The organism is Pseudomonas sp. Pf153 (assembly GCF_001269775.1).
In the GTDB taxonomy this organism is placed as follows: domain Bacteria; phylum Pseudomonadota; class Gammaproteobacteria; order Pseudomonadales; family Pseudomonadaceae; genus Aquipseudomonas; species Aquipseudomonas uvaldensis.
The window spans coordinates 94011-116255 of record NZ_LHVL01000014.1 but is presented as its reverse complement, the minus strand read 5'-3'; the positions used below and the strand labels follow the sequence as shown (position 1 = coordinate 116255).

The 22245-nt window shown below is 60.8% G+C and carries 23 protein-coding genes; 15 read left to right on the top strand and 8 right to left on the bottom strand.

Going from position 1 to position 22245, the window contains the following annotated elements; all coding sequences use genetic code 11:
- The first annotated feature begins 10 nt into the window (after positions 1–10).
- The gene (locus AD666_RS10940; protein ID WP_053151565.1) at positions 11–949 is read left to right on the top strand and encodes a carbohydrate kinase; all 939 of its coding nucleotides are present in this window, start codon (positions 11–13) and stop codon (positions 947–949) included.
- Positions 950–1025: 76 nt separating this feature from the next.
- Here AD666_RS10940 and AD666_RS10935 read toward each other — a convergent pair whose 3' ends face one another.
- The 3 genes from AD666_RS10935 to AD666_RS10925 all read right to left on the bottom strand — a co-directional run bounded on the left by AD666_RS10935 (position 1026) and on the right by AD666_RS10925 (position 3213).
- Positions 1026–1304, bottom strand: coding sequence for a DUF1652 domain-containing protein (locus AD666_RS10935; protein ID WP_053151562.1), 279 nt, complete (start codon positions 1302–1304; stop codon positions 1026–1028).
- A gap of 402 nt (positions 1305–1706) precedes the next feature.
- Positions 1707–2855, bottom strand: a complete 1149-nt coding sequence (locus tag AD666_RS10930) for a PQQ-dependent sugar dehydrogenase (protein ID WP_053151559.1) — start codon at positions 2853–2855, stop codon at positions 1707–1709.
- Positions 2856–2874: 19 nt separating this feature from the next.
- Positions 2875–3213: a hypothetical protein gene (locus AD666_RS10925; protein WP_053151555.1), complete on the bottom strand. Its 339-nt coding sequence runs from the start codon at positions 3211–3213 to the stop codon at positions 2875–2877.
- A gap of 221 nt (positions 3214–3434) precedes the next feature.
- Here AD666_RS10925 and AD666_RS10920 point away from each other — a divergent pair, with 221 nt between their 5' ends.
- Both AD666_RS10920 and ligD read left to right on the top strand, forming a co-directional pair.
- Positions 3435–4325 (top strand): Ku protein, encoded by an 891-nt coding sequence (locus AD666_RS10920; protein WP_053151552.1) that lies wholly within the window; start codon positions 3435–3437, stop codon positions 4323–4325.
- 33 nt (positions 4326–4358) lie between these two features.
- Positions 4359–6353 carry a DNA ligase D gene (ligD, locus tag AD666_RS10915; RefSeq protein WP_053151549.1) on the top strand — a complete coding sequence of 665 codons (1995 nt, stop codon included), beginning with the start codon at positions 4359–4361 and terminating at the stop codon, positions 6351–6353.
- Between the two features lie 18 nt (positions 6354–6371).
- Here ligD and lpxO read toward each other — a convergent pair whose 3' ends face one another.
- Entirely contained in the window at positions 6372–7271 is a 900-nt protein-coding gene (lpxO, locus tag AD666_RS10910; RefSeq protein WP_053151546.1) for a lipid A hydroxylase LpxO, read from the bottom strand.
- A gap of 254 nt (positions 7272–7525) precedes the next feature.
- Here lpxO and AD666_RS10905 point away from each other — a divergent pair, with 254 nt between their 5' ends.
- On the top strand, positions 7526–9112 hold the full coding sequence (locus tag AD666_RS10905; protein ID WP_053151545.1) for an ABC-F family ATPase: 1587 nt from the start codon (positions 7526–7528) through the stop codon (positions 9110–9112).
- A 324-nt stretch (positions 9113–9436) separates the two neighbouring features.
- Positions 9437–10630, top strand: coding sequence for an MFS transporter (locus tag AD666_RS10900; RefSeq protein ID WP_053151541.1), 1194 nt, complete (start codon positions 9437–9439; stop codon positions 10628–10630).
- Here the strand turns inward: AD666_RS10900 and AD666_RS10895 are convergent.
- Both AD666_RS10895 and AD666_RS10890 read right to left on the bottom strand, forming a co-directional pair.
- Entirely contained in the window at positions 10624–11661 is a 1038-nt protein-coding gene (locus AD666_RS10895; protein WP_053151539.1) for a dienelactone hydrolase, read from the bottom strand. The two genes, AD666_RS10900 and AD666_RS10895, sit on opposite strands and share 7 nt — an antisense overlap.
- A gap of 179 nt (positions 11662–11840) precedes the next feature.
- Complete coding sequence (locus tag AD666_RS10890; protein WP_053151536.1) at positions 11841–12449, bottom strand: FMN-dependent NADH-azoreductase; 609 nt, start codon at positions 12447–12449, stop codon at positions 11841–11843.
- 130 nt (positions 12450–12579) lie between these two features.
- Here AD666_RS10890 and AD666_RS10885 point away from each other — a divergent pair, with 130 nt between their 5' ends.
- Positions 12580–13488 (top strand): LysR substrate-binding domain-containing protein, encoded by a 909-nt coding sequence (locus tag AD666_RS10885; protein WP_053151533.1) that lies wholly within the window; start codon positions 12580–12582, stop codon positions 13486–13488.
- On the top strand, positions 13485–13838 hold the full coding sequence (locus AD666_RS10880) for an MmcQ/YjbR family DNA-binding protein (RefSeq protein ID WP_053151531.1): 354 nt from the start codon (positions 13485–13487) through the stop codon (positions 13836–13838). Before AD666_RS10885 ends, AD666_RS10880 begins: the two co-directional genes overlap by 4 nt.
- A gap of 1 nt (position 13839) precedes the next feature.
- On the opposite strand, the gene AD666_RS10875 is transcribed toward AD666_RS10880, so the two are convergent.
- A complete protein-coding gene (locus tag AD666_RS10875; protein WP_053151528.1) occupies positions 13840–14268 on the bottom strand; it encodes a DUF1294 domain-containing protein in 429 nt (142 codons plus the stop codon).
- A complete protein-coding gene (locus AD666_RS10870; RefSeq protein WP_053151525.1) occupies positions 14265–15095 on the bottom strand; it encodes an undecaprenyl-diphosphate phosphatase in 831 nt (276 codons plus the stop codon). Before AD666_RS10870 ends, AD666_RS10875 begins: the two co-directional genes overlap by 4 nt.
- Positions 15096–15332: 237 nt before the next feature.
- Here AD666_RS10870 and AD666_RS10865 point away from each other — a divergent pair, with 237 nt between their 5' ends.
- The 8 genes from AD666_RS10865 (at position 15333) to AD666_RS10830 (ending at position 22212) form a co-directional block, all read left to right on the top strand.
- Positions 15333–16967, top strand: coding sequence for a methyl-accepting chemotaxis protein (locus AD666_RS10865; RefSeq protein WP_053151522.1), 1635 nt, complete (start codon positions 15333–15335; stop codon positions 16965–16967).
- Between the two features lie 200 nt (positions 16968–17167).
- Positions 17168–17731 carry a nicotinamide riboside transporter PnuC gene (gene pnuC, locus AD666_RS10860; protein ID WP_053151519.1) on the top strand — a complete coding sequence of 188 codons (564 nt, stop codon included), beginning with the start codon at positions 17168–17170 and terminating at the stop codon, positions 17729–17731.
- On the top strand, positions 17728–18252 hold the full coding sequence (locus AD666_RS10855; protein ID WP_053151516.1) for an AAA family ATPase: 525 nt from the start codon (positions 17728–17730) through the stop codon (positions 18250–18252). Before pnuC ends, AD666_RS10855 begins: the two co-directional genes overlap by 4 nt.
- Before the next feature lie 344 nt (positions 18253–18596).
- Positions 18597–19043, top strand: a complete 447-nt coding sequence (locus AD666_RS10850) for a hypothetical protein (protein ID WP_053151512.1) — start codon at positions 18597–18599, stop codon at positions 19041–19043.
- A 1-nt stretch (position 19044) separates the two neighbouring features.
- A complete protein-coding gene (locus tag AD666_RS10845) occupies positions 19045–19623 on the top strand; it encodes a hypothetical protein (RefSeq protein WP_053151510.1) in 579 nt (192 codons plus the stop codon).
- A 63-nt stretch (positions 19624–19686) separates the two neighbouring features.
- Positions 19687–20661, top strand: coding sequence for a hypothetical protein (locus AD666_RS10840; RefSeq protein ID WP_053151508.1), 975 nt, complete (start codon positions 19687–19689; stop codon positions 20659–20661).
- 65 nt (positions 20662–20726) lie between these two features.
- Positions 20727–21407, top strand: a complete 681-nt coding sequence (locus AD666_RS10835; RefSeq protein ID WP_053151506.1) for a C39 family peptidase — start codon at positions 20727–20729, stop codon at positions 21405–21407.
- Between the two features lie 58 nt (positions 21408–21465).
- Entirely contained in the window at positions 21466–22212 is a 747-nt protein-coding gene (locus tag AD666_RS10830; protein ID WP_053151632.1) for a hypothetical protein, read from the top strand.
- Positions 22213–22245: the final 33 nt, after the last annotated feature.

Sequence of the window (22245 nt, the reverse complement as noted above, 5' to 3'; positions counted from 1 at the left end):
GCAAGTCATTATGTATCTGGTGTGTGGTGAAGCGCTGTTTGATGTCTTCAGTGAAGACGAGGCTGGCGGCCCGGTTTCGCAGGTCAGTTTCAAGGCCATTGCCGGCGGCTCGCCGTTCAATGTGGCGGTAGGGCTGCGACGACTGGGGATGGAGTCGGCCTTGTTCGGTGGATTGTCCACCGACTATCTCGGTCGGCGCCTGCATCAGGTTCTGCTCAACGAAGGTGTCAGCACGACATACCTGGTGGACTTCGATGCACCGACGACGCTCGCGATGGTTGCCGTCGGTGCCAACGGCTCACCCCATTACAGTTTTCGTGGCGAAGGCTGCGCGGATCGGCAATTGAGCCTGGAACATCTGCCCTCATTGGGGCCAGAGGTATGCGGCCTGCATTTCGGCTCGTTCTCCCTGGTGGTGCAACCCATTGCCGATACATTGCTGGCGCTGGCGCAACGTGAAAGCGGCAAGCGCCTGATCAGCCTCGACCCGAACGTGCGACTGAACCCACAGCCAGACATCGAGCTATGGCGCGCCCGGATCGCGACGCTGGTGCAATATGCCGATCTGATCAAGGTCAGCGACGAAGACCTCAGCCTGCTCTACCCCGGGCAGGACCCACAAAGCGTGATCAGAAGCTGGCTCCAGCATCGTTGCCAACTGGTGTTCCTGACCCGTGGCGGCCAGGGCGCTACGGTGTTCAGTCAAGGCCATGGCAGCTGGTCGATGCCCGCCCTCGCGGTCGAGGTTGCCGACACCGTAGGCGCAGGCGACACCTTCCAGGCAGCACTGTTGACCTGGCTGGGCGAGAACGAAATGGATTCGGCCGAAGGCCTTCACGCCCTGACCCGGGACCAGATCAGCGCGATGCTCGACTTTGCGATGCGTGCGGCGGCTCTTACATGCAGCAAGACAGGACCGGACCTGCCGTACCGCCAGCAGCTCGTCTGAGGGATAAAATGAGGAAACGGGACGCTGGGTCTGGGCATGAGCCCAGCCCAACGTCAACGTCACTGACCGGCGTGGCTTAACGTCCGGTCATCCGGTGCTGCTGATGGAAGTAATTACCGGCTCCGTGATTATGCTGGAGTTCGGTGCGTAATTCGGCGATAAGGTCGTTGATTGCCCGGCAGCTGGTGAGCTTGTTGGCATCGATATCGGTCTTGAGCAAAGCCACACGGTCCGTTTCATGGTCGTCGAAGACCTTGATGGTCATCGACAGGTCCGGTGACAAGGTGCATTGCGAGCGCTTGGGCAACAAGCTGCTTTCAATGATGCTTCGCATTTCGAGGGCAGATAAAAACATGGCGACTCTCTCCTGTTGAGGCGTCCAACTTATTTTTTACGGCGACGATACTTCTTCTCCGTTCCTTCCCTGCGGATCTGGGACTACGAAATGTCGTGCCGTTCGTTTTTAGCGTTTCAATCAATAAGTTCTTCAAGTGAACTCTTGGATCATCCCGCAAAAAATATGCCTGCAATTGCCACGTTTCTGCTTGATATAAATCAATCACTTGGCGTGTCAACGCGTAGGCTTCCTCGGGCAAAATGCAAGGAAGCGGCGCGTTTCTCTTGCAAACTGCAACAACGCTGATGCGTCGCAAACTAGAGTAGCCCTAATTGCCACTATGGAAACGGGCATCCGTCGGCTGGCATGAAAAAAGCGATGACAGGTCACCTTTCCGGTGACTTTTCCTACAAACCCTGGTCACTTGAGCCCCACTTTATAGAGCGCTCCCTCGTCTTCGTCCGTCAGCACATACAGGTAGCCATCCGGCCCCTGGCGGACATCGCGGATTCGCTCCTTGAGTTCGCCCAGCAAACGCTCCTCGTGAACGACCTTGTCGCCCTCGAATTCCAGGCGGATCAGGTTCTTCGAAACCAGTGCCCCGATGAACGCGTTGCGCTGCCAGGGAGTGAAACGATCGTTGTCGTAGAACGCCATGCCACTGAGCCCCGGTGAAACCTGCCAGACATGGTGGGGGCCACGTGTTCCTTCGACAGTCTTGCCCTGAGCTTCGGGAATCGGCGCACCAGAGTAGTTGATGCCATGGGTCGCCAGCGGCCAGCCATAGTTCTGGCCGCGCTCGATGATGTTCAGTTCATCACCGCCCCTGGGGCCGTGTTCGTTCTCCCACAACGTACCATTCCAGGGATTGAGTGCAGCGCCCTGGGGATTGCGAATACCGTAGGCCCAAATCTCCGGCCGGACGTCTTTCTGACCGACGAAGGGGTTATCGTCCGGCACCTTGCCGTCAGGGTAGAGACGCACCACCTTGCCCTGCAGCTTGTCCAGGTCCTGGGCCGTCGGGCGGTCGTTGTTTTCTCCCAGGGTGATGAACAGGTAGCCATCACGGTCAAATACCAATCGCGAGCCGAAGTGGTTGCCCGTGGACAGCTTGGGCTGCTGGCGGAAAATCACGTCGAAATTCTCCAGGCGCTTCAGGTCCTCGGACAATTGCCCCCGCCCTACCGCAGTGCCGGCCTTGCCGTCCTCGCCACCCTCGGCATAGGACAGATACACCGTACGATCCTGGTTGAAATCCGGCGACAGCACCACGTCCAGCAAACCGCCCTGGCCATTGGCCCAGACCTCCGGTACGCCGCCCAACGGTGTCGACACCTGCCCGTCGGGGCTGATCAGGCGGAGGTTGCCCGGCCGCTCGGTCACCAGCATGCCACGCTGCCCCGGCAAGAACGCCACCGACCAGGGGTGCTCCAGCCCCTTGGCCACGGTGGTCACCTCCACGGTGCCCTCTTCGCTTTTGAATAACTGGGTCGGGGCGGCAAAGGCCGGCATGGCAAGTGTCAGGACAGCGCTGGCGCCGAGCGCCGTCAGGTATGTTTTACGCAACATGCACATTTCCTTCTGTGGTCTACCGATTGTCGTTCGGGCCCCTGGGAGGCGTATTGGATTCAATGGTCGGCCTGGGCGAACCCGGCGCAGGCCCCGAGCGAGGATAACCGTTGCCGATACCACCGTTTTCCAGGGTGGGCGGCCGGGGCACGGGGACTGTCGGGTTGTTGCGAATCGTCGGTACGTTGGGCTGGGTGCCCTGCATGCTGTTGGGGTTCGCCCGGCGTATCGGATTGCTGTAGGGGTTGTTGTTGCCTGGCAGGTTCTGGGCAACGACCACAGCCCCAGGATCTGGCGCGGCGGCGTGGACGGCGCTGGCCAGCAATAGCGTGAAGATGGCGAGCATCAGCCTGTGCATCGGGTACCTCCTGCGTCACGAAATCGCTCCGATATATCGAAAGCACGCTACGCCGCAGGTTCGCGGTTGTTAAGTAAATGTTAGGCAAATTGTCGGACGCAAATGTTACGAGGCATCTCCGGACCAGCCAGCGCTACCCGCCGGCAGCGTTTTCCACGGAAACTTTTGCCAAGGCGCAAAGGTCACCAGAGAGACTCTTCATCGGTAAGGAAAACCCCACCATGGCACGGGCAATCTGGAAAGGCGCAATCAGTTTCGGACTGGTCCACATTCCCGTGGCGCTGGTGTCGGCGACGTCCTCCCAGGGGGTGGATTTCGATTGGCTGGATAAGCGCAGCATGGACCCGGTGGGCTACAAGCGGGTCAACAAGGTCACCGGCAAGGAAGTGACCAAGGAAGACATCGTCAAGGGTGTCGAGTACCAAAAAGGCCAATACGTGCTGCTCAGCGAAGAGGAAATCCGCTCCGCCCACCCCAAGTCCACCCAGACCATCGACATTTTTTCCTTCGTAGACAGCGAAGCGATCCCGCTGCAAAACATCGATACACCTTACTTCCTGGCCCCCGACAAACGCGGCGGCAAGGTCTATGCGCTGCTGCGCGAGACCTTGATAAAGACCAACAAGGTAGCCCTGGCCCATGTCGTACTGCATACCCGCCAACACCTGGCGGCGCTGATGCCGTTGGAGTCGGCCCTGGTGCTGGTGATGCTGCGCTGGCCGGCCGAAGTGCGCGACCTCGACATCCTGGAGTTGGGCGATGAGGTGACTCACCCGACCCTGGCCAAGGGTGAGCTGGAAATGGCCAAGCGCCTGGTCGAGGACATGAGTGGCGATTGGGATCCCCAGCAATACCGGGACAGTTTCGAGGACAAGATCATGGAACTGGTGGAGAAAAAGGCCAACGAGGGCCGCCTCGAAGCCGTGGAAACCGACCCGGGCGAAGAGCAACGCAAGACCGCCGATGTCATCGACCTCACCGAACTGCTCAAGCGCAGCCTGGGCAGCAAAGGCAAGGCGGCCGACAAGCCCGGCGGAAAAAACGCCGAGAAACCCGCCAAGCCTCGTAAATCCGCGCCTGCCAAAAAAGCCACCAAGGCTTCCCGGGGCTAGTCCCCCGGCGCCAGCACTGCAAGGGAAACTGTCATGGTCATGGCCGAAAATGAACACGCCCGATTGCCCGATACCGAACCGGACGAAACAATGGCTCGACCCGACAATAGACTGGACCGGATCGCAGTACCCGCTCGCTTACCTGAACGCCTGTCCCCGCAACTGGCCACGCCCGTGGAGGAACCACCGCCTGGCGAATGGCGTTATGAGGTCAAGTTCGATGGCTATCGACTGTTGGCCCGCATCAGGGGCGGCGAAGTCCGACTGTTCAATCGCAATCATCAGGATTGGACCGAACGCCTCCAATTACACGCCGATGCCCTGGCTGCTCTGAATCTGGGGGATAGCTGGCTGGACGGTGACCTGGTGCTGCTGGACGACACCGGTCAATCCGATCTTGCCGCCCTGCGGCAAGCCTTTGAAATCGGTCGCACCGTGGACATGGTGTACTTCCTGTTCGACGCTCCGTTTCTCAACGGCAAGGACCTGCGAATGCTCGCGGTGGAAGAGCGGCGTGCGGCGCTGAAAAAAGCCCTGGCGAACAACGCAAGCAAGCGCCTGCGGTTCTCCGAAGCGTTTTCCGCCAGCCAGGATGAGATTTTCGAGAGCGCCGCCGCCCTTTCGCTGGACCGCGTGATCGGCAAACGCCTGGGCAGTCCTTATGTATCCCGGCGCAGCACCGATTGGATCAAGCTCAAGTGCCGGTTGCGCCAAGCCTTCGTCATTGTCGGTTTCACCCGCCCGAAAGGCACGCGCAGCGGTTTCGGTGCGCTGCTACTGGCAGTCAACGGACCGGCCGGGCTGGTGTATGCCGGCCGGGTAGGCACAGGGCTCACCCGATCGCAGCTCAAGCAGTTACATGAACAACTCCAGCGCCATGAGCGTGACGCCTCCCCCCTGGGAAAACCACTCAATGCCAGCCAGGGTCGCGGCGTACAGTGGGTCGAGCCGACCCTGGTGTGCGAAGTCGAGTTCGCCGAATGGACCCGCGGCGGCCTGGTGCGCCAGGCGGCTTTCCTCGACCTGTTGACCGATACACCGGCCAGCAAAGTCGTTCGCGAGCAAGCCCTGCCGATAAAGGCCACGGCACCTGAATCCAAACGCGGCGGCAGAAAGCGCTCGGTGGAAGTCAGCGGCGTGAAAATCACCCATCCCGAGCGAGTCATCGACAGTGTCAGTGGGGTCGAGAAAGTAGAATTGGCGCAATACTACGCCGACATTGCGCCATGGATCCTGCCCCATCTGAAGCTGCGGCCCGTTGCCTTGCTGCGAGCGCCGGACGGCATCGGCGAAGAGCAGTTCTTCCAGAAACACGCCGACCGCCTGGAAATCCCCCATATCAGGCAACTGGATCCGCAACTGGATCCGGGTCATGCAGCCCTGATGGAAATCGACAGCGCCCAGGCGCTGATCAGCGCGGCGCAGATGGGTACGGTGGAACTGCATACCTGGACCGCGACCCACGACCGGATCGAAACACCCGATCTGTTCGTCCTCGACCTGGACCCCGATCCGTCGCTGCCTTGGAGCGCCATGCTCGACGTGACCCGCATGACACTCTCGCTGCTCGATGAACTGGGGCTGCAAGGGTTCCTCAAGACCAGCGGCGGCAAAGGCATGCACATCATCGTGCCATTGGCACGGAGTGAGGGCTGGGACACCACCAAGGCATTCGCCAAAGCCATTTCCCAGTTCATGACCCGGCAGATGCCACAACGGGTCACGGCGACCATGGGGCCAAAAAACCGCGTCGGAAAAATATTCATCGACTACCTGCGTAACGCCCGGGGCGCCAGCACGGTCGCGGCCTATTCGGTGCGCGCCCGACCGGGCCTGCCCGTGTCAGTGCCCATCGCCCGGGCCGAACTCGATGGGCTGCGCAACGCACAGCAGTGGGACATCCATACGGCACTCGAGCGGGCCAGGGGTCTGGGCGCCGATCCGTGGTCAGGTTACAACCATCGCCAACGGATCACGGCCAGGATGTGGGAACAACTGGAAGCAGAGAAACCCGGGATTGAAACGTAGCGGCACAGCGGGAACGGTTCAGATCCAGACGAAGATCGCCAACAGCCCGCCGAAGAACGCCCACTTTTGCAGGTAATACAAGGTGCGGTTGCGTTTCTTCAGCGCCTTGCCTTGAAGACGGATACTGTAGAGTCTGGAAAATGCCCGGTTCAGCCCGCCGGTCTTGTCGCCGGCATCGTTCGGCGCGCCGGCGGCGGCCATCACGGTGCGACTGAACCAGCGATTGAAGGCAGTGGCCCAGCGGTATTTCAACGGTCGTTCCACGTCGCAAAACAGGATGATGCGATTGTCCGACGTCGTGTTTTCGGCGTAATGAATGAACGTCTCGTCAAACATCACCGCCTCGCCATCGCGCCAATGGTACTGCTCGCCATCGACATTGATGTAACAACCGCTGTCGTTAGGGGTTTCCAGGCCCAAGTGATATCGATAGGAGCCGGCATAAGGATCGCGATGACGCACCAGCTTCGAGCCCGGCGGCAACTCGGCGAACATTGCGGCCTTGATCGATCCGATGCCCTGCACCAGCTCGGTGGTGCGGGGACACAGCTTCATGGCCGAGGGATGGCTGTCGCCGTACCACTTCAGATAGAACCGCTTCCAGCCCGTCTTGAAGAACGAGTTGAAACCCACATCGTCGTATTGATTGGAACGTTTGATCTCGCCGGCTTGCAGCAGGCTCAGGCCTTCGGCGCGGATTTCCTCCCAATGTGCCTGCAACGGGCTCAGGTCCGGGAACTGCGCCGGGCTCAGGAAAGGCTTGTTGGGCAATTTCGAACACAGATAAAGCAGGCAGTTGATGGGGGCAAGAAAGGACGAGTGGTCGCTCAACTGGCGCCCGAGCTTGTGCCGTACGCGTCCGCGCAGGTGCACATAGCCAATGGAAAGAATGTAGATCGCAGCAATGATGAGTTTCACGCGATTCGTCACACAACTGGAGTGAAGGGACTGCTCCTTGCCGATCAGGAACCGGAGGACGTTCCTTGGCCAGCCAAGGGGCAAAAAGGGTGGCATCAACAGAGATGGCATTTTAGCCACAGTTTGTAACTGAAAGTTACCCTCAATTGTGAAAAACTGTCATGCCCAGGCAACACCCTATCGTTAACGCGGCCAGATCAGTACAATCGCCGCCCCAATCATGCGCCCCTTTTTCGCCGATTCCGGATAACCCCTTGATTTCTACAGCTAACATCACCATGCAGTTCGGCGCCAAGCCGTTGTTCGAAAACGTTTCTGTCAAGTTCGGCGCGGGCAACCGCTACGGCTTGATCGGCGCCAACGGTTGCGGCAAGTCGACCTTCATGAAAATCCTCGGCGGCGATCTCGAGCCGTCCGGCGGCCAGGTGATGCTCGAGCCGAACGTGCGCCTGGGCAAGCTGCGCCAGGACCAGTTCGCCTACGAGCAATTCAGCGTGATCGATACCGTGATCATGGGCCACGAGGAGTTGTGGAAGGTCAAGGCCGAGCGCGATCGCATCTACTCGCTGCCGGAAATGACCGAGGAAGACGGCATGGCCGTGGCCGAGCTGGAAACCGAGTTCGCCGAAATGGACGGCTATACCGCCGAATCCCGTGCCGGTGAGCTGTTGCTGGGCCTGGGCATTCCGCTGGCCCAGCATTTCGGTCCGATGACCGAGGTGGCGCCAGGCTGGAAATTGCGAGTGTTGCTCGCCCAGGCCCTGTTCTCCGATCCGGAAGTGCTGTTGCTCGACGAACCGACCAACCACCTGGACATCAACACCATCCGCTGGCTGGAAAACATCCTCACGGCGCGTAACAGCACCATGATCATCATTTCCCACGACCGGCACTTCCTGAACAGCGTCTGCACCCACATGGCCGACCTGGACTACGGTGAACTGCGCCTGTTCCCGGGCAACTACGACGAGTACATGATCGCGGCGACCCAGTCCCGCGAGCAGTTGCTGTCGGACAACGCCAAGAAGAAAGCCCAGATCGCCGAACTGCAGACCTTCGTCAGCCGCTTCTCGGCCAACGCCTCGAAAGCCAAGCAGGCCACTTCCCGCGCCAAGCAGATTGACAAGATCCAGTTGGCCGAGGTCAAGCCGTCGAGTCGCGTGAGCCCGTTCATCCGTTTCGAGCAGACCAAGAAGCTGCATCGCCAGGCAGTCACCGTCGAACGCATGTCCAAGGGCTTCGACGGTAAGACCCTGTTCAAGAACTTCAGCTTCACCGTCGAAGCCGGCGAGCGTGTAGCGATCATCGGCCCCAACGGTATCGGCAAGACCACCCTGCTGCGCACCCTGATGGGCGAACTGGTGCCGGACAGCGGCTCGGTGAAATGGACCGAAAGCGCGGAATTGGGCTACTACGCCCAGGACCATGCCCATGACTTCGAAGACGATGTCAGCCTGTTCGAGTGGATGGGCCAATGGACCCAAGGCGAACAGATGATCCGCGGCACCCTGGGCCGCATGCTGTTTTCCAACGACGAGATCCTCAAATCCGTCAAGGTGATCTCCGGCGGTGAACAAGGCCGCATGCTGTTCGGCAAGCTGATCCTGCAGAAGCCGAACGTGCTGGTGATGGACGAACCGACCAACCACCTGGACATGGAATCCATCGAAGCGCTGAACCTGGCGCTGGAGAACTATCCGGGCACGCTGATTTTCGTCAGCCACGACCGGGAATTCGTGTCGTCCCTGGCGACCCGCATCATCGAACTGAGCGCGGACGGCGTGGTGGACTTCAGTGGCACCTATGATGACTACCTGCGTAGTCAGGGTGTGATGTTCTAAGACGATTCAGCGCTGTAATGAAAAGCCCTGTCCAATGTGACAGGGCTTTTTACATCTCAAGTACACAAGTACTTGTGGGAGCGGGTTTGCTCGCGAAAGCGGTGTTTCAGAGTCAGGGTCAGTGTTGGACGTGCCGCCGTCTTCGCGAGCAAGCCCGCTCCCACTCTGGTTCGGAGTACGCCCGGAATCCATACTCACCGCAGCTCCCCACAGGTAATTGATGTGTCTTCAGTGTCTAGCCGCACGTTTAGTTAGCCTGCTTTCTTTTATTGCCACCTCGCGCCATGATGGAGCTCTCTCCCCCGCTGCCCGCGAACGAGCCCCATGTCAAAGCCTCAAGCCGCCCCCAGCTCCCTGTCGATCACTCTGCAAATCATCTCCATCGTGTTCTACACCTTCATCGCTTTCCTCTGCATCGGCCTGCCGATTGCGGTGCTGCCGGGCTATGTCCACGAGCAGTTGGGCTTCAGTGCGGTGGTGGCCGGGTTGACCATTGGCTCACAATACTTGGCGACGCTGCTCAGCCGGCCCATGGCCGGGCGGCTGTCGGACAGCATAGGGACCAAACGGGCGATCATTTATGGTCTGTCGGGGATTTTGCTCAGTGGTGTGCTGACGTTGATCTCGACCTTGCTGCAAAGCCTGCCTCTGATGAGCCTGATCATCCTGATTGCCGGCCGTTTGTTGCTGGGCGTGGCCCAAGGCTTGATTGGCGTGGGCACCATCAGTTGGTGCATGGGCCAGGTCGGTGTCGAGCACACGGCCCGCTCGATCTCCTGGAACGGCATCGCCTCTTATGGGGCCATCGCCATTGGCGCGCCGCTGGGTGTGATCATGGTGGGTGATCTGGGCTTCGCCAGCCTGGGCATCGCCTTGTCGCTACTGGCGGGGGTTGCGTTGCTGCTGATTCGCAACAAGCCGTCCGTGCCGGTGGTGCGTGGCGAACGCCTGCCGTTCCGGGCGGTGTTCGGTCGTATCGCGCCCTACGGGACGAGCCTGTGCCTGGCGTCGATCGGCTATGGCACTCTCACGACCTTCATTACCTTGTTCTACCTGAGTCGCGGCTGGACCGGCGCGGCCTGGTGCCTGACGGTCTTCGGCGTCTGCTTCATCCTGTCGCGATTGTTGTTCATTTCCAGCATCGGTCGTTTCGGTGGCTTCAACTCGGCCATCGCTTGCATGAGCATCGAAACCCTGGGGTTGGTGCTGCTGTGGCTGGCGCCTTCCACGGCGTTCGCCCTGGTCGGCGCGGGGCTGGCGGGTTTCGGGTTGTCATTGGTCTATCCAGCGTTGGGCGTGGAGGCCATCAAGCAAGTGCCGAATACCAGTCGAGGTGCCGGGCTGAGCGCGTATGCAGTATTTTTCGACCTCGCCCTGGCAATTGCGGGCCCCTTGATGGGCGCGGTGGCGTTGAACCTGGGTTATGCCTGGATTTTCTTCAGCGCAGCGCTGCTGTCGATCCTGGGTTTGGGCTTGACCTTGCTGCTGCGTCAGCGCGCCGGAAAAAACGCTTACTGATCCGCTGTCCGCATGCCGGCGCGGGTCGGCTTACCCAGGGCCTCGCTGAAAAAACGGCCCGCTTCGGAAATCATGGTGCGATGAATGTCCTTGCGGTCGACCCCATCGGCATCGGTGCAAAGTGCGGGCATTGCAGCAATCTGCTCGTCGGTGCACGGCGCCAGGAACACGAAGTGCCCTGCCCCGGCCAACGTTTTGAAGTCCGGCGCGGTGGGCAGCTTGCGGGCCAGGGCAGCGGCGTTCTTGTCGAAAGCCACCAGCTTGTCGCCATCGCCGCTGTACAACAACACCGGCACATGGACATCGGCCAGCGTATGGCGACCGAACTTGAGACTCAACGGCGCCATCAGCAATAAAGCCCGGACCCTGGGATCGGCCACCGGTTGCAGGTCGTCGCGGTCGGCAATCAGTTCGCCCTGGGTATTGCAGGCGTCATGGTCGTCCGGCCGTTCCTGGCAATACCGCCGTAGACGATTGAGGTCCGGCGTGGCCCCGGAAAGGATCAGTGCAGTCTCGCCACCGGCCGAATACCCGATGACGCCCACCTGTCCGGCATTGACGAACGGTGACAAGATCGGATCGTTCAGCGTTGCGGTGATGGCTTCGGAAATCTGGATGGGCCGACCGTATAGATTGCTCAAGGTGCCCAGCCTGCTGTGATCCTGGACGTTGTCGCCTGGATGGATCACCGCCACCACCACGAACCCCTTGCGCGCCAGGGACGTCGCCAGGTCATGCAGGGCCAAAGGCGTACCGGTGTTGCCGTGGGACAGCATCAGCATCGGAAAGCGGCCGATGGCGATCTGGGCGTCCGGGGCGGCGTCGATCTGGTAGCCCCCCAACTGGCTGGTTTGCTCCCTGGCGGTGGACGGATAGAAAGCAATGGCACGCATCGGCTGATGGTCCAGCGGATCGAGAAAGCTCAGCTCATGGAAGCCGGCACTCCAATGGGGATGCAACGCCGGTGCAGCCTGCACCGTCACCAGGCTACCGAGCAAACCAAGCAGTAATCCTGCACCAAGACGTCTCATTGACTCTTCCACCTTCACCAGCGAACAGGAACGCCCTGTCGCTCGCCACTCTGGCGTGCATGTCTCGCGCCAAGCATGACGCCGGAAACACGAAAACCCTGCACCCGACCCTCCTCGAAGGATCAGAATACAGAGTTTTACGAAGGTTGCCCGCAGGGGCAGGATTTTTTACCCAAGCCTCACGCAGCGGCGAACTGCGCGCCGATCTGTGCCTTGGCGTTGGACAGGGCCTTGGTACGCATGTCATCACCGTAAGCCAGGCCCTCGGCGCGGACGATCTCGATGTCGGTAATGCCAAGGAACCCGAACATATGCGTGAGGTACTGTTCATGACCCACGCCACTCGGCTGGCCGGCGTGCAAGCCACCGGCCGTGGACACGATCACCAGCTTCTTGCCGCCGCACAAGCCTTGCGGGCCGGCTTCGGAGTAGGTGAATGTCTTGCCGGCCACCGCGATGCGGTCAATCCAGGCCTTGAGCTGGGTCGGAATGGTGAAATTGTACATCGGTGCGGCCAGGACCACCGCATCCGCCGCCAGGAACTCATCCATTGTCGCGGCGCTGAGGTTCGCCTCATGCTGCAAGGCAGCGTCGCGCAGCTCGGCACTGGTACCGGCAGCGACCAGGGTCTGGGCAGAGAAGTGACTGATGGCGTCGGCGGCCAGGTCGCGGTAGGTCACGACCACATCAGGGTCGGCAGCTTTCCAGGCCTCGACCACTTCGCGGCTCAATTGGCGGGAAGCGGAGTTGTCGCCGAGGATGCTCGAATCGATGTGCAGAAGTTTCATGTGCGTGCTCTCCAATGAGGATCGCTACCAGGCGATCGAATGAGGAGAATCCTACCGATGAAACCAATAGCCGATTAGCCGACATTAATGCGATAGTTCGTTCCACTGACAGGACAATCGAGCCCGCGACATGCAAGACCTCAACGATCTGTACTACTTCGCCAAAGTCGTCGAAGCCGGCGGTTTCGCGGCTGCCGGGCGCACGCTGGGCATTCCCAAATCGAGGTTGTCCCGCCGTATCGCCGAGCTGGAGGAGCGCCTGGACGCTCGCTTGCTGCAACGCACCACCCGCCAGTTGAAATTGACCGCCGTCGGTGAACGTTATCTGCGCCACTGCCAGGCGATGCTATTGGAAGCCGAGATGGCCGACGAAGCGGTGGCGAGTATGTCCAGCGCACCGCGCGGACGGCTACGCGTCTCCAGCCCGGTAGGCCTGGCCCATGAAATGCTGGCGGGACTGGTGGCCGAGTTTCTGGAAAAATTTCCCCAGGTTCAATTGGAGATGATTCTGGTCAATCGTCGCGTGGACCTGGTGAGCGAGGGCATCGACGTGGCGTTGCGCGTGCGCGACCTGGGGGACGAGGACCCATTGCTGATGACCCGACGGTTGCGCCAGGCACGATTGATCATGGTCGCCAGCCCGGCATTCGTCGAAGGGCGACGGATCGAGACTCCCGAGGACCTCAAGCAACTGCCCGTGCTGGGGGCGCTGGAAACCGATCGCCTGGTGCATTTGCGCCTGCTCAACGACGATGAGCAAAGTGTCGAAATGGCTCTGGAAGCACGCCTGGGCATCGACGATTTCATCGTTCGCCGCGCCTGCGCCCTCGCCGGCCTGGGCTTTACTCTGTTGCCGAGCATGTATTGCGAAGAGGAATTAAGGGACGGCAGACTGGTGCAATTGTTACCGGGATGGTCATTGCCCGTCGGCTGGCTCCAGGCAGTCTATCCCCATCGACGTGGCCTGCTGCCGGCCGTGCGTGCCTGGATCGACCACCTCGTGGAAGCGTTCAACCGTTGCGGAGACAGGACACTATGAGTTTGAGCGAAGAGGACGTCGCACGGTTCTGCCTGGGCTTGCCCGGCGCCCGGGAAGATTACAAATGGGGCGGCGTACGGGTGTTTTCCATCGCCGGAAACAAGATGTTCGCCTTGCAGGGCCTGCGCAGCGACTCCCTGGCGTTCAAGGTCGACAAGGATTTGTTCCTCGGGCATTGCGACCGGCCAGGGATACACCCGGCCCCGTACCTGGCACGTGCGCAATGGATCATCATGCACACGCCCTACCCCTTGGGCGCCGAGGAACTGCGCAGCCTGCTGCAACGCTCCCACCAGTTGGTGGTCAGCAAGCTGCCCAAGCGCACGCAAGTGGGCCTGCTGCTGCCCTGACTCAGGTCAGCGTCAGCAGACGGCCGCCCAGCAACAGCTGGTCGATCCAGAAGGTCTGGTGCAGCAGCACGATGAACCAGAACACCACTTGGAACGACACCTTGCGGGTCTTGTGCCGAAATACCTGCTGGGCCAGCAACGCACCGGGCCAGCCGCCCGCCAGTTCCATGGCGTGCAGAACGTTTTCCGGGGTACGCCAGGCCTCGGCGCGGGCCTTGCGCTTGTCATTCCAATAAAGCAGGAAGGTCATCAGGCTGACACCCCCGTAAGCCGCCAGCGGCAGCCACGACGCTTCCTGGAGCAGGAGCAACAGCGAACCCGACAGCGGCAAGGTGCACAGCAGCGCCAACACGATCAGTTTAAGCCGCAGGTGCGGCACGGCGCCCCCAGCGGGACGCGTGGCGGGTTTATGGATGGCCGGGCGGCTCATGGCTGCGCGGTGGTCCAGTCGACCCAACCGAACTGCCAGGTCGCCAGGATCAACAGCCCGAATGCGATCCGGTACCACGCGAACACTGCATAGCTGTGACTGGCGATGAACCGCAGCAGCCCCCTGACCGCGATCATGGCAAAAATGAACGCAGTAACGAAGCCGATGGCAAACACCGGGAAATCCGCTGGAACGAACAGCTCGCGGTACTTGTAGCCCGAGTAGACCGCTGCGCCGACCATCGTCGGCATCGCCAGGAAGAACGAGAACTCGGTCGCGGTCTTGCGCGACAGGCCGAACAACAGCCCGCCGATGATGGTCGAGCCGGAGCGGGAAGTACCGGGAATCATGGCCAGGCATTGGGCCAGACCGACCTTCAACGCGTCCTTCCAGGACATATCGTCGACTGTTTCGACGTGCACTTGATGCTGGCGTTTCTCGGCCCAGAGCATCACGAAACCGCCCACCACCAAGGCCGTGGCAACCGTGATCGGGTTGAAGAGGTAATGGTGGATCAAGTCGGAAAGCAGCACGCCCAGGACCACGGCAGGAAAAAAGGCGATCAGCAGGTTTGCGGTGAACCGACGGGCGCCGGGTTGGGTGGGCAGGCCCACCACCACGTCGAAGATCTTGCGCCGGAACTCCCAGACCACCGCCAGGATCGCCCCCAACTGGATGATGATGTTGAACGCCATGGACCGTTCTCCACCAAACTGGAGCAAGTCGGCCACGACGATCTGGTGCCCCGTGCTGGAAATCGGCAAAAACTCCGTCAACCCTTCAACCACGCCAAGAATCAGTGCCGAAAAGGCAGTCCACAAATCCATTCTTCCCCCAAAAAAGACCTTGCCCTGGCAAGATCCCATCAATATTCAAGTGTCATGCAGCGCAGCACAATAACTGCGGCCTTTCAAAAAAAACCAATGAAAAATCAAAGGAAGGCTCAGGTTTTGCGCCGCGGGGCCGAGATCCTATCAGACAAGCCATGATAACGCCGCCGTGTAATGGCCAAGAGCAGCACGGTCGGCGTGGATGACAAGAATAAGAAACCGGAGTGACAGCGTATGAATAGCTTGCGCAGTGTGTCGATCAGCCGACGCTTGTGGCTCATCCTCGTCGTGGCCATCTTGATGGTATTCACGCTGGGCGCGTTGATGCTCAAGCAGATCCACAGCGACCTTTACCAGGCCAAGGTGCAGAAAACCCAACATGTGGTCCAGACCGCCAGTGGCGTGCTGAACTATTACCATGGCCTGGAAACCGCCGGCACCCTGACCCGCGAAGCCGCCCAGAAGCAGGCCCTCAACGCCGTGCGGGGCCTGCGCTATAACGAAACCGATTACTTCTGGATCAATGACCTGACGCCGGTCATGATCATGCACCCCACCAACCCGAAGCTTGAAGGCCAGAACCTTTCCGCGATCCGCGACCCGAACGGTTTTGCTCTGTTCAACGAGATGGTTTCCATCGCCAAGTCCAAGGGCGCCGGGATGGTGGATTATCTCTGGCCGAAACCGGGCGCCGAGGCACCGGTGGGCAAGACCTCCTACGTCAAACTGTTCGAACCCTGGGGCTGGATCATCGGCTCAGGCGTCTACGTGGATGACGTGCAGGCCGAATTCCGCGCCCAACTGATCAAGGCTTCGCTGATCGGCCTGGTCATCGCGTTGATCATGGGCGTGCTGTTGACACTGATCGTACGCAGCATCGTGCGGCCGCTGCAGGAAACGGTGAACGCCATGGCGAATATCGCCAGCGGAGAAAGCGACCTGACCCGGACCCTCGATACCCACGGGCAAGACGAAGTCACGCAATTGGCACGGCACTTCAATGCTTTTACCGCCAAGCTGCGCCAGGTCGTGAGCCAGTTGCAGGCTTCGGCCGGCGCGCTGGGACAGTCGTCCAATGAGTTGGGTAACGATGCCGCCCAGGCCCAGGAACGCAGCCAACAGCAATCGCAACAGATGGAGCTGGTCGCCACCGCGATCAACGAAGTGACCTATGGCGTGCAGGACGTGGCCAAGAATGCCGAACATGCCGCTAGCGAAATGCGCGACGCCGAATCCCAGGCCCAGCAAGGCCAGGTCAACATCGACGGCAGCCTGCAGCAGATCGACCGTCTCTCGCAGACTATCGACCAGGCCGTCGAAGTGATCCGCACCCTGGCGAGCGAAAGTACCCAGATCGGCAGCGTGCTGGAGGTCATCCGCTCCATTGCCGAGCAGACCAACCTGCTGGCCCTCAACGCCGCGATCGAAGCCGCTCGCGCCGGCGAACAGGGTCGTGGCTTCGCGGTGGTGGCCGATGAAGTGCGGTTACTGGCCCAACGCACGCAGAAGTCCACGGCGGAAATCCAGGCGATGATCGAGCGCCTGCAGAATCATTCCGAAGCCGCGGTGAAAGTCATCAGCGACAGCAGTCGAGCCTCGCAACTGACCATTGAACAGGCCGGCCTGGCCGGCGCCAGCCTCAACGCCATCGGCCAGGCCTTGCGCAACCTCAACAGCCTCAACGCTTCCATCGCCAGCGCCACCCTGCAGCAGGCCCATGTGGTGGAAGACATCAACCAGAACGTCACCCAGGCCGCCGGCCTCTCCCACAGCACCGCCCTTGCGGCGGAGCAGTCGAGCCTGGCGAGCGTCCGGCTCAAGGAACTGAGCGAGCAGTTGAATGGGTTGCTCAAGCAGTTCAGGGTCTAGGGCACCCGCCACCTGCTCGCGATAGCGGCGGAACATTCGGCATCGATGCATGCTGGACCACCGTCATCGCGAGCAGGCTCGCTCCCACAGAAGATTTGTAGTGCCTGTCAGCCCTTGGTCCGCGCCAGAATTGAGATTGGAGCTACCCCCACCCTAGCGTTTACAATCCCCGCCCTCTTCCACTCCTCCAAGGAACCGCCATGTCCGGGCTTGAACTGTTTGCCGCAGCCCTCGGCGTGATCGCTGTCTGGCTGACCGTCAAGCAGAACCCCTGGTGCTGGCCGATCGGCCTGGTCATGGTGCTGCTGTACATCTGGATCTTCTTCGATGTGAAGCTGTACTCGGACATGTTGTTGCAAGTGGTCTATGCCGTGCTGCAACTGTATGGCTGGTGGCAATGGACCCGCGCCGGGCAGCACCATGACGGGCGACAGGTCACGCGCCTGGGCGGGCCTTCGGTGTTGCTTGGGCTGATGATTGGCGCCGTGGGCAGCCTCATGCTCGGCGCTGCCATGGCCCACTGGACCGACGCGGCCCAACCCTGGCTCGATGCGGCACTCACCGGCTTCAGTCTGGTGGCCCAGTGGTGGATGGCGCAAAAACGCGTGCAATGCTGGCCGCTATGGATTGTCCTGGACGTGATTTTCGTCGGTTTGTTCGTCTACAAGGGCTTGTACCTGACCGCTGCGCTTTACGCCCTGTTCACCCTGCTGGCCGTGCAAGGCTGGCGGGAATGGCGCGCCGACCCGGCCTTACGCGCATGAAAGTGGTGGTGCTGACCGGCCCGGAATCCGCTGGCAAGAGCTGGCTGGCGAAGCAGTTGCAGGAACATTTCGGCGGCTTGCGGGTGGATGAGTACGTTCGTCACTTCATGGAACAGAACCCTCGCGAGACCTGCCTGGCGGACATTCCCGACATCGCCTCCGGGCAGTTGGCCTGGGAAGACGCGGCACGCGCCCGACAGCCAGCCCTGCTGGTGCTCGATACCCATCTGCTGAGCAATATCCTCTGGAGCCAGACTCTCTTCGGCGATTGCCCGGACTGGCTGGAACCGGCCCTGCTGGCACGCCATTACGATTTGCACCTGCTGTTGAGTCCCGAGCAGGTGCAATGGACCGGCGACGGCCTGCGCTGTCAACCCGAGCTGAAAGACCGCATGGTTTTCCATGATGCCATCAAGGATTGGCTGGTTCGGCACCAACAGCCATTCCAAGCGATCGAAGGTGACTGGGCGCAACGCCGGGAGCAGGCGTTCAGCGCCGTTCGCCAACTGCTCCAGGCCTGACGACCTCCATGCAGCTTCCAGGGAGATTGCAGGCGGCAGTGTTCCAATCCTGAAACACTCCTGCTGTCTAAAACCCGGATCCAAAGCCGCTTCATCGAATCATCACCGCGCCTGTAAAGTTTTTGGAACACCGTCGGGAAAGCTTGGATCCAGAGCCTTCGGGCGACAAGCAGTCGTTTAAATGCTGCCTGCATCGTCTCAGCGATGAAACATGTTCCGCAGCCTTGATTGCTCTGCTCCAATCAACCCCTTGAATTCAATGGGGTTTTCAGTTCCGGCACGACACCTGCTCTTCCTCCCGCAGCGCTGACCAGGGCCAGCGCACCGAGGAAGGAATCGATACCATGGGGATTGTTGACAGGCGTTTGCTCTGTCTGCTGTTGATCGGGTGCGCCGCGAGCACGACGCTCAGTCCGCCGGTACAGGCCGAAAGCAATGGCCTCATTGTCCTCGACCGCGACGTACAGCCCGTCCACATAGGTCGTAATGGCGGTAAAGACCCCTACCCGACCACCGTCAATGCCAATCCCTCCGATCGGATCAAGCAGGCCACCTCCAGCACTGAACTGAGCGACGGCGAATTCGCCAGCGTCGCCAGCGGCTCGTCGATCCGCAACGCCGTCAATACCAATACCGGCGTACAGGGCCTGAACGTGGTGACCAATCCCAACGGCATGCCCGGCATGAGCGCCGGCCACGGTGGCGGCAGTGGTGGCGCAATCTCCGGCACGATCAACCGCTCGCTGAGTTCCGGCCTGGCCCCGCTGGGTCGGCTAGCCGGAGGCCAGTGACATGAAACCTGCCCTGTTGTTGCTCGCCCTGTTCGGTTCTTGTCCTGTTTTCGCCGACTCGGGCGTGGCGGTGATCAACGATGCCAACCTGCAAGACTCCGGCAGCCGTTACACCGGCAACTTCAATGTCAACCAGGCGGCCGGCGACCAGACCCAGCAAACCAACGTACGGGCCATTGCCATCGGCAGCGAGGCACACGCGAGCACCCGCGTTCATCAACAGTTGGATACGCCGGCGAACCCATCCATGAACGCAACCGCCCGCATCGGCGGCCACTCATTCACCAACGGCAACGGGGTGCTGGGCGTCAACCAGTCCGCCGGTGCCAACAACCAGATGGCCAACGTCATGCGCGTGGGCATCAGTGCCCAACCGCAGGGCATGGACGACAGCGCGCTTTCTCAGCAGAACGTGGCGTTGTCATCGAACTCAGGAGCAACTGGCGCCCCAACCGGAAGCCGCCAGGTCGTCACCAGCGACCAGGCATTCACCGGCAGCCGTGGGGTCATCCAGGTGAACCAGAGCGCCGGGGTGGGAAACCGCATGGCGAACACCCTGAGCATACGGGTCGCTGACTGACCCGGAATAAAAACAAGAAACAAAAAACTGACACTTCACCGACGACAAGCAAGGAGAAACACCATGAAACCTGCAATGGCACTCAAACCGATGGTTTTCGCTCTCGCCGCTGTCATGGCAATGGCCGCACAGGCCGGCGGAAACGGTAATGGCAACGGCAACGGCCATGGTCACCATGGCCCTCAAGGGCCGACGCTGGATCAACTGCTGTCCATCAACGCCGGAGCTGGGGCTACGGTGATGGACGAGCAGAACAGCGACGGCAACGTGGTGACCAACCAGGCCACCCGAAACACCGCGCAAGCCACTGACTCACTCAATGGCAGCAACGGCAACATGGGCGCCAACATCGCCGCTGGCGACGGCAACCAGCAAGATAATGCCGCCGCCCTGGCCACCGCCGACGAAAGCTTCATCTTCGGTTCGGCGGTCGCCGCCTCCAGCGCCACGCAAACCAATAACAACAACTACGTCAAGAACAACTCGACCCATAACACCGCCTCGCTCACCAATGCAGGCAACAACGGCTCCGGCAACATCGGCATCAACGTGACCGCCGGCAACTTCAACCAACAGAAAAACAACCTGGCCATCGCTGTATCAGGGGGGCGCATCGCAGAAGCGTCCGCCTCGGCCGATCAATCTTCCACCGGCCTGCAGGTCGACAACAAAGGTGTGCGCACCTATAAGACCGACACCCTCACCAGCACCTACTCCGCCTCCGGCACCTTCAAGGCCAAGGGCACCGGTACCGCCGAAGACGACCATGGTGGTTGGGACAACAGGGGTGGCTACGGCGGCGGCCACGATGACGACAAGTTCAAATTCTCCGCCGTGGGTACTTTCGAACTGGCCGGCAGCAACACTCAGCAAGTGCTGACCCGCGATGGCTGGAAAACCCCTGTGATCAACAACGCCACCATGAGCAATTCCATGAACGGCTTCTCCGGCAACGGCGGGGCCAACGTGTCGGCAGGCGTGGGTAACCAGCAAAGCAACTCGCTGTCCATCGCTGCCGGCTGCAAGGCCTGCATGTAGTCGCGCATGAAACGAAGCCCCGGCAACGGGGCTTCTGTTCCAGGATTTCCATAGGCGTATCCATCATGCGCGCGACTGTCCTGTCCCTGCTGCTGTGCATGGCCTTCGTGGCCGAAGCTGCGCAGATACCCGTCGCCGCCTTGCCGGGCGGCATGCTGGTGTACAAACCGGTACAGAGCCTGCGTGAGCGCAAGTTCCGCGACATCATCGAGCAGAAAACCGATTTCAGTTGCGGTGCCGCCGCCCTCGCCACGGTGCTGCGCCAGGCCTATTGGCTCGATGTCGATGAAGAGCACGTCATCAAGGGCATGCTGGTCAACGCCGACCAGGACCTGGTCCGCATCCAGGGTTTTTCCATGCTCGACATGAAGCGCTACGTGGAAAGCATCGGCATGCGCGCCCGAGGCTACCGGATACCACCGGAAAAGCTGGAAGCCGTGACGATCCCCGTAGTGGTCTTGATGGAGATACGTGGCTACAAGCACTTCGTGGTATTGCAGCGCGCCGACCGGCAATGGGTCTACATCGGCGATCCGGTGCTGGGACACAAGCGTTACGCCCACGATGACTTCGTCAAAGGCTGGAACGGCATCGTCTTTGCCATCGTCGGTCCCGGCTATGACAAGGCCAATGCACTGCGCAGCCCTCCGCAACCCCTGACGGTGCGCAACCAGCTGGACGGGTTCAACCCGGTCAAGGATGCGGAACTGATGGATTTCGGCTTCATACAGAGCGATTTTTTTTAATCGCCGACCACTGCCAACGATAAGTACAAAAAGGAGCAGGATGCTCCGGGAGCAGTACATGAAAACTTCATACTGGCTGTCGCTTGCCTGCCTGGTCGCGACGGCTTCGGGCTACGCCCACGGCGGATTCAAACCCATCGAAGTCAAGGACCAGGAGCTTGCCGAGCTGCGTGGTCGTTTTGTCATGCCCGGGCGAGTCATCAGCTTCGGCATTGTCATGAGCAGTACCTGGCGCAACGCCAGCGGCGACCTGATCGGCGCCACCAGCTCCATGCAGATCCAGGCCGCCACCGTCAAACCCGAGTTCTATGTCTCCACCCTCAAGCAGACCGGCAACGGCGACGCCCCGGCCCCAGGCAAAGGGACCGTCATCGGCGGCGCGGGCCTCGGCACCGGCCAGGGTGTGACCCAGAGCGTACGGGCCGCCGGCGACGGTAACACGGCCTATAACAACGTCAGCATCAACGTGAAGGAAGGCAGCCAGGCACCCGCGCTGCCCCCCTCCCAGGGTCAACTACTGACCAAGGGCCAGACCATCACCGGCAGTAATGCGGCCGGCAGTGTCGCGGTCACGGCCACCGGCAGCGGCGTACAGATGGCTATCCAGGCGAGCCATAACCAGGGCAGTACCCTGCAGCAAGTGGCCCAGGGTGGTTTGCTGCAAAACACTCGCTTGCTGGGCAACAGCAACCTGGTCAACAACCTGACGCAGCTCAACGTGGTGCTGAACAACAACGGCCCGAGTGCCGGAGCGCTGGACTGCAACCTGACCCAGCTGCGTGGTCTTCGCACCCCGGGTTATTGAATGGCGCTGCCTGCGTCCCCTGGCCATAAAGGG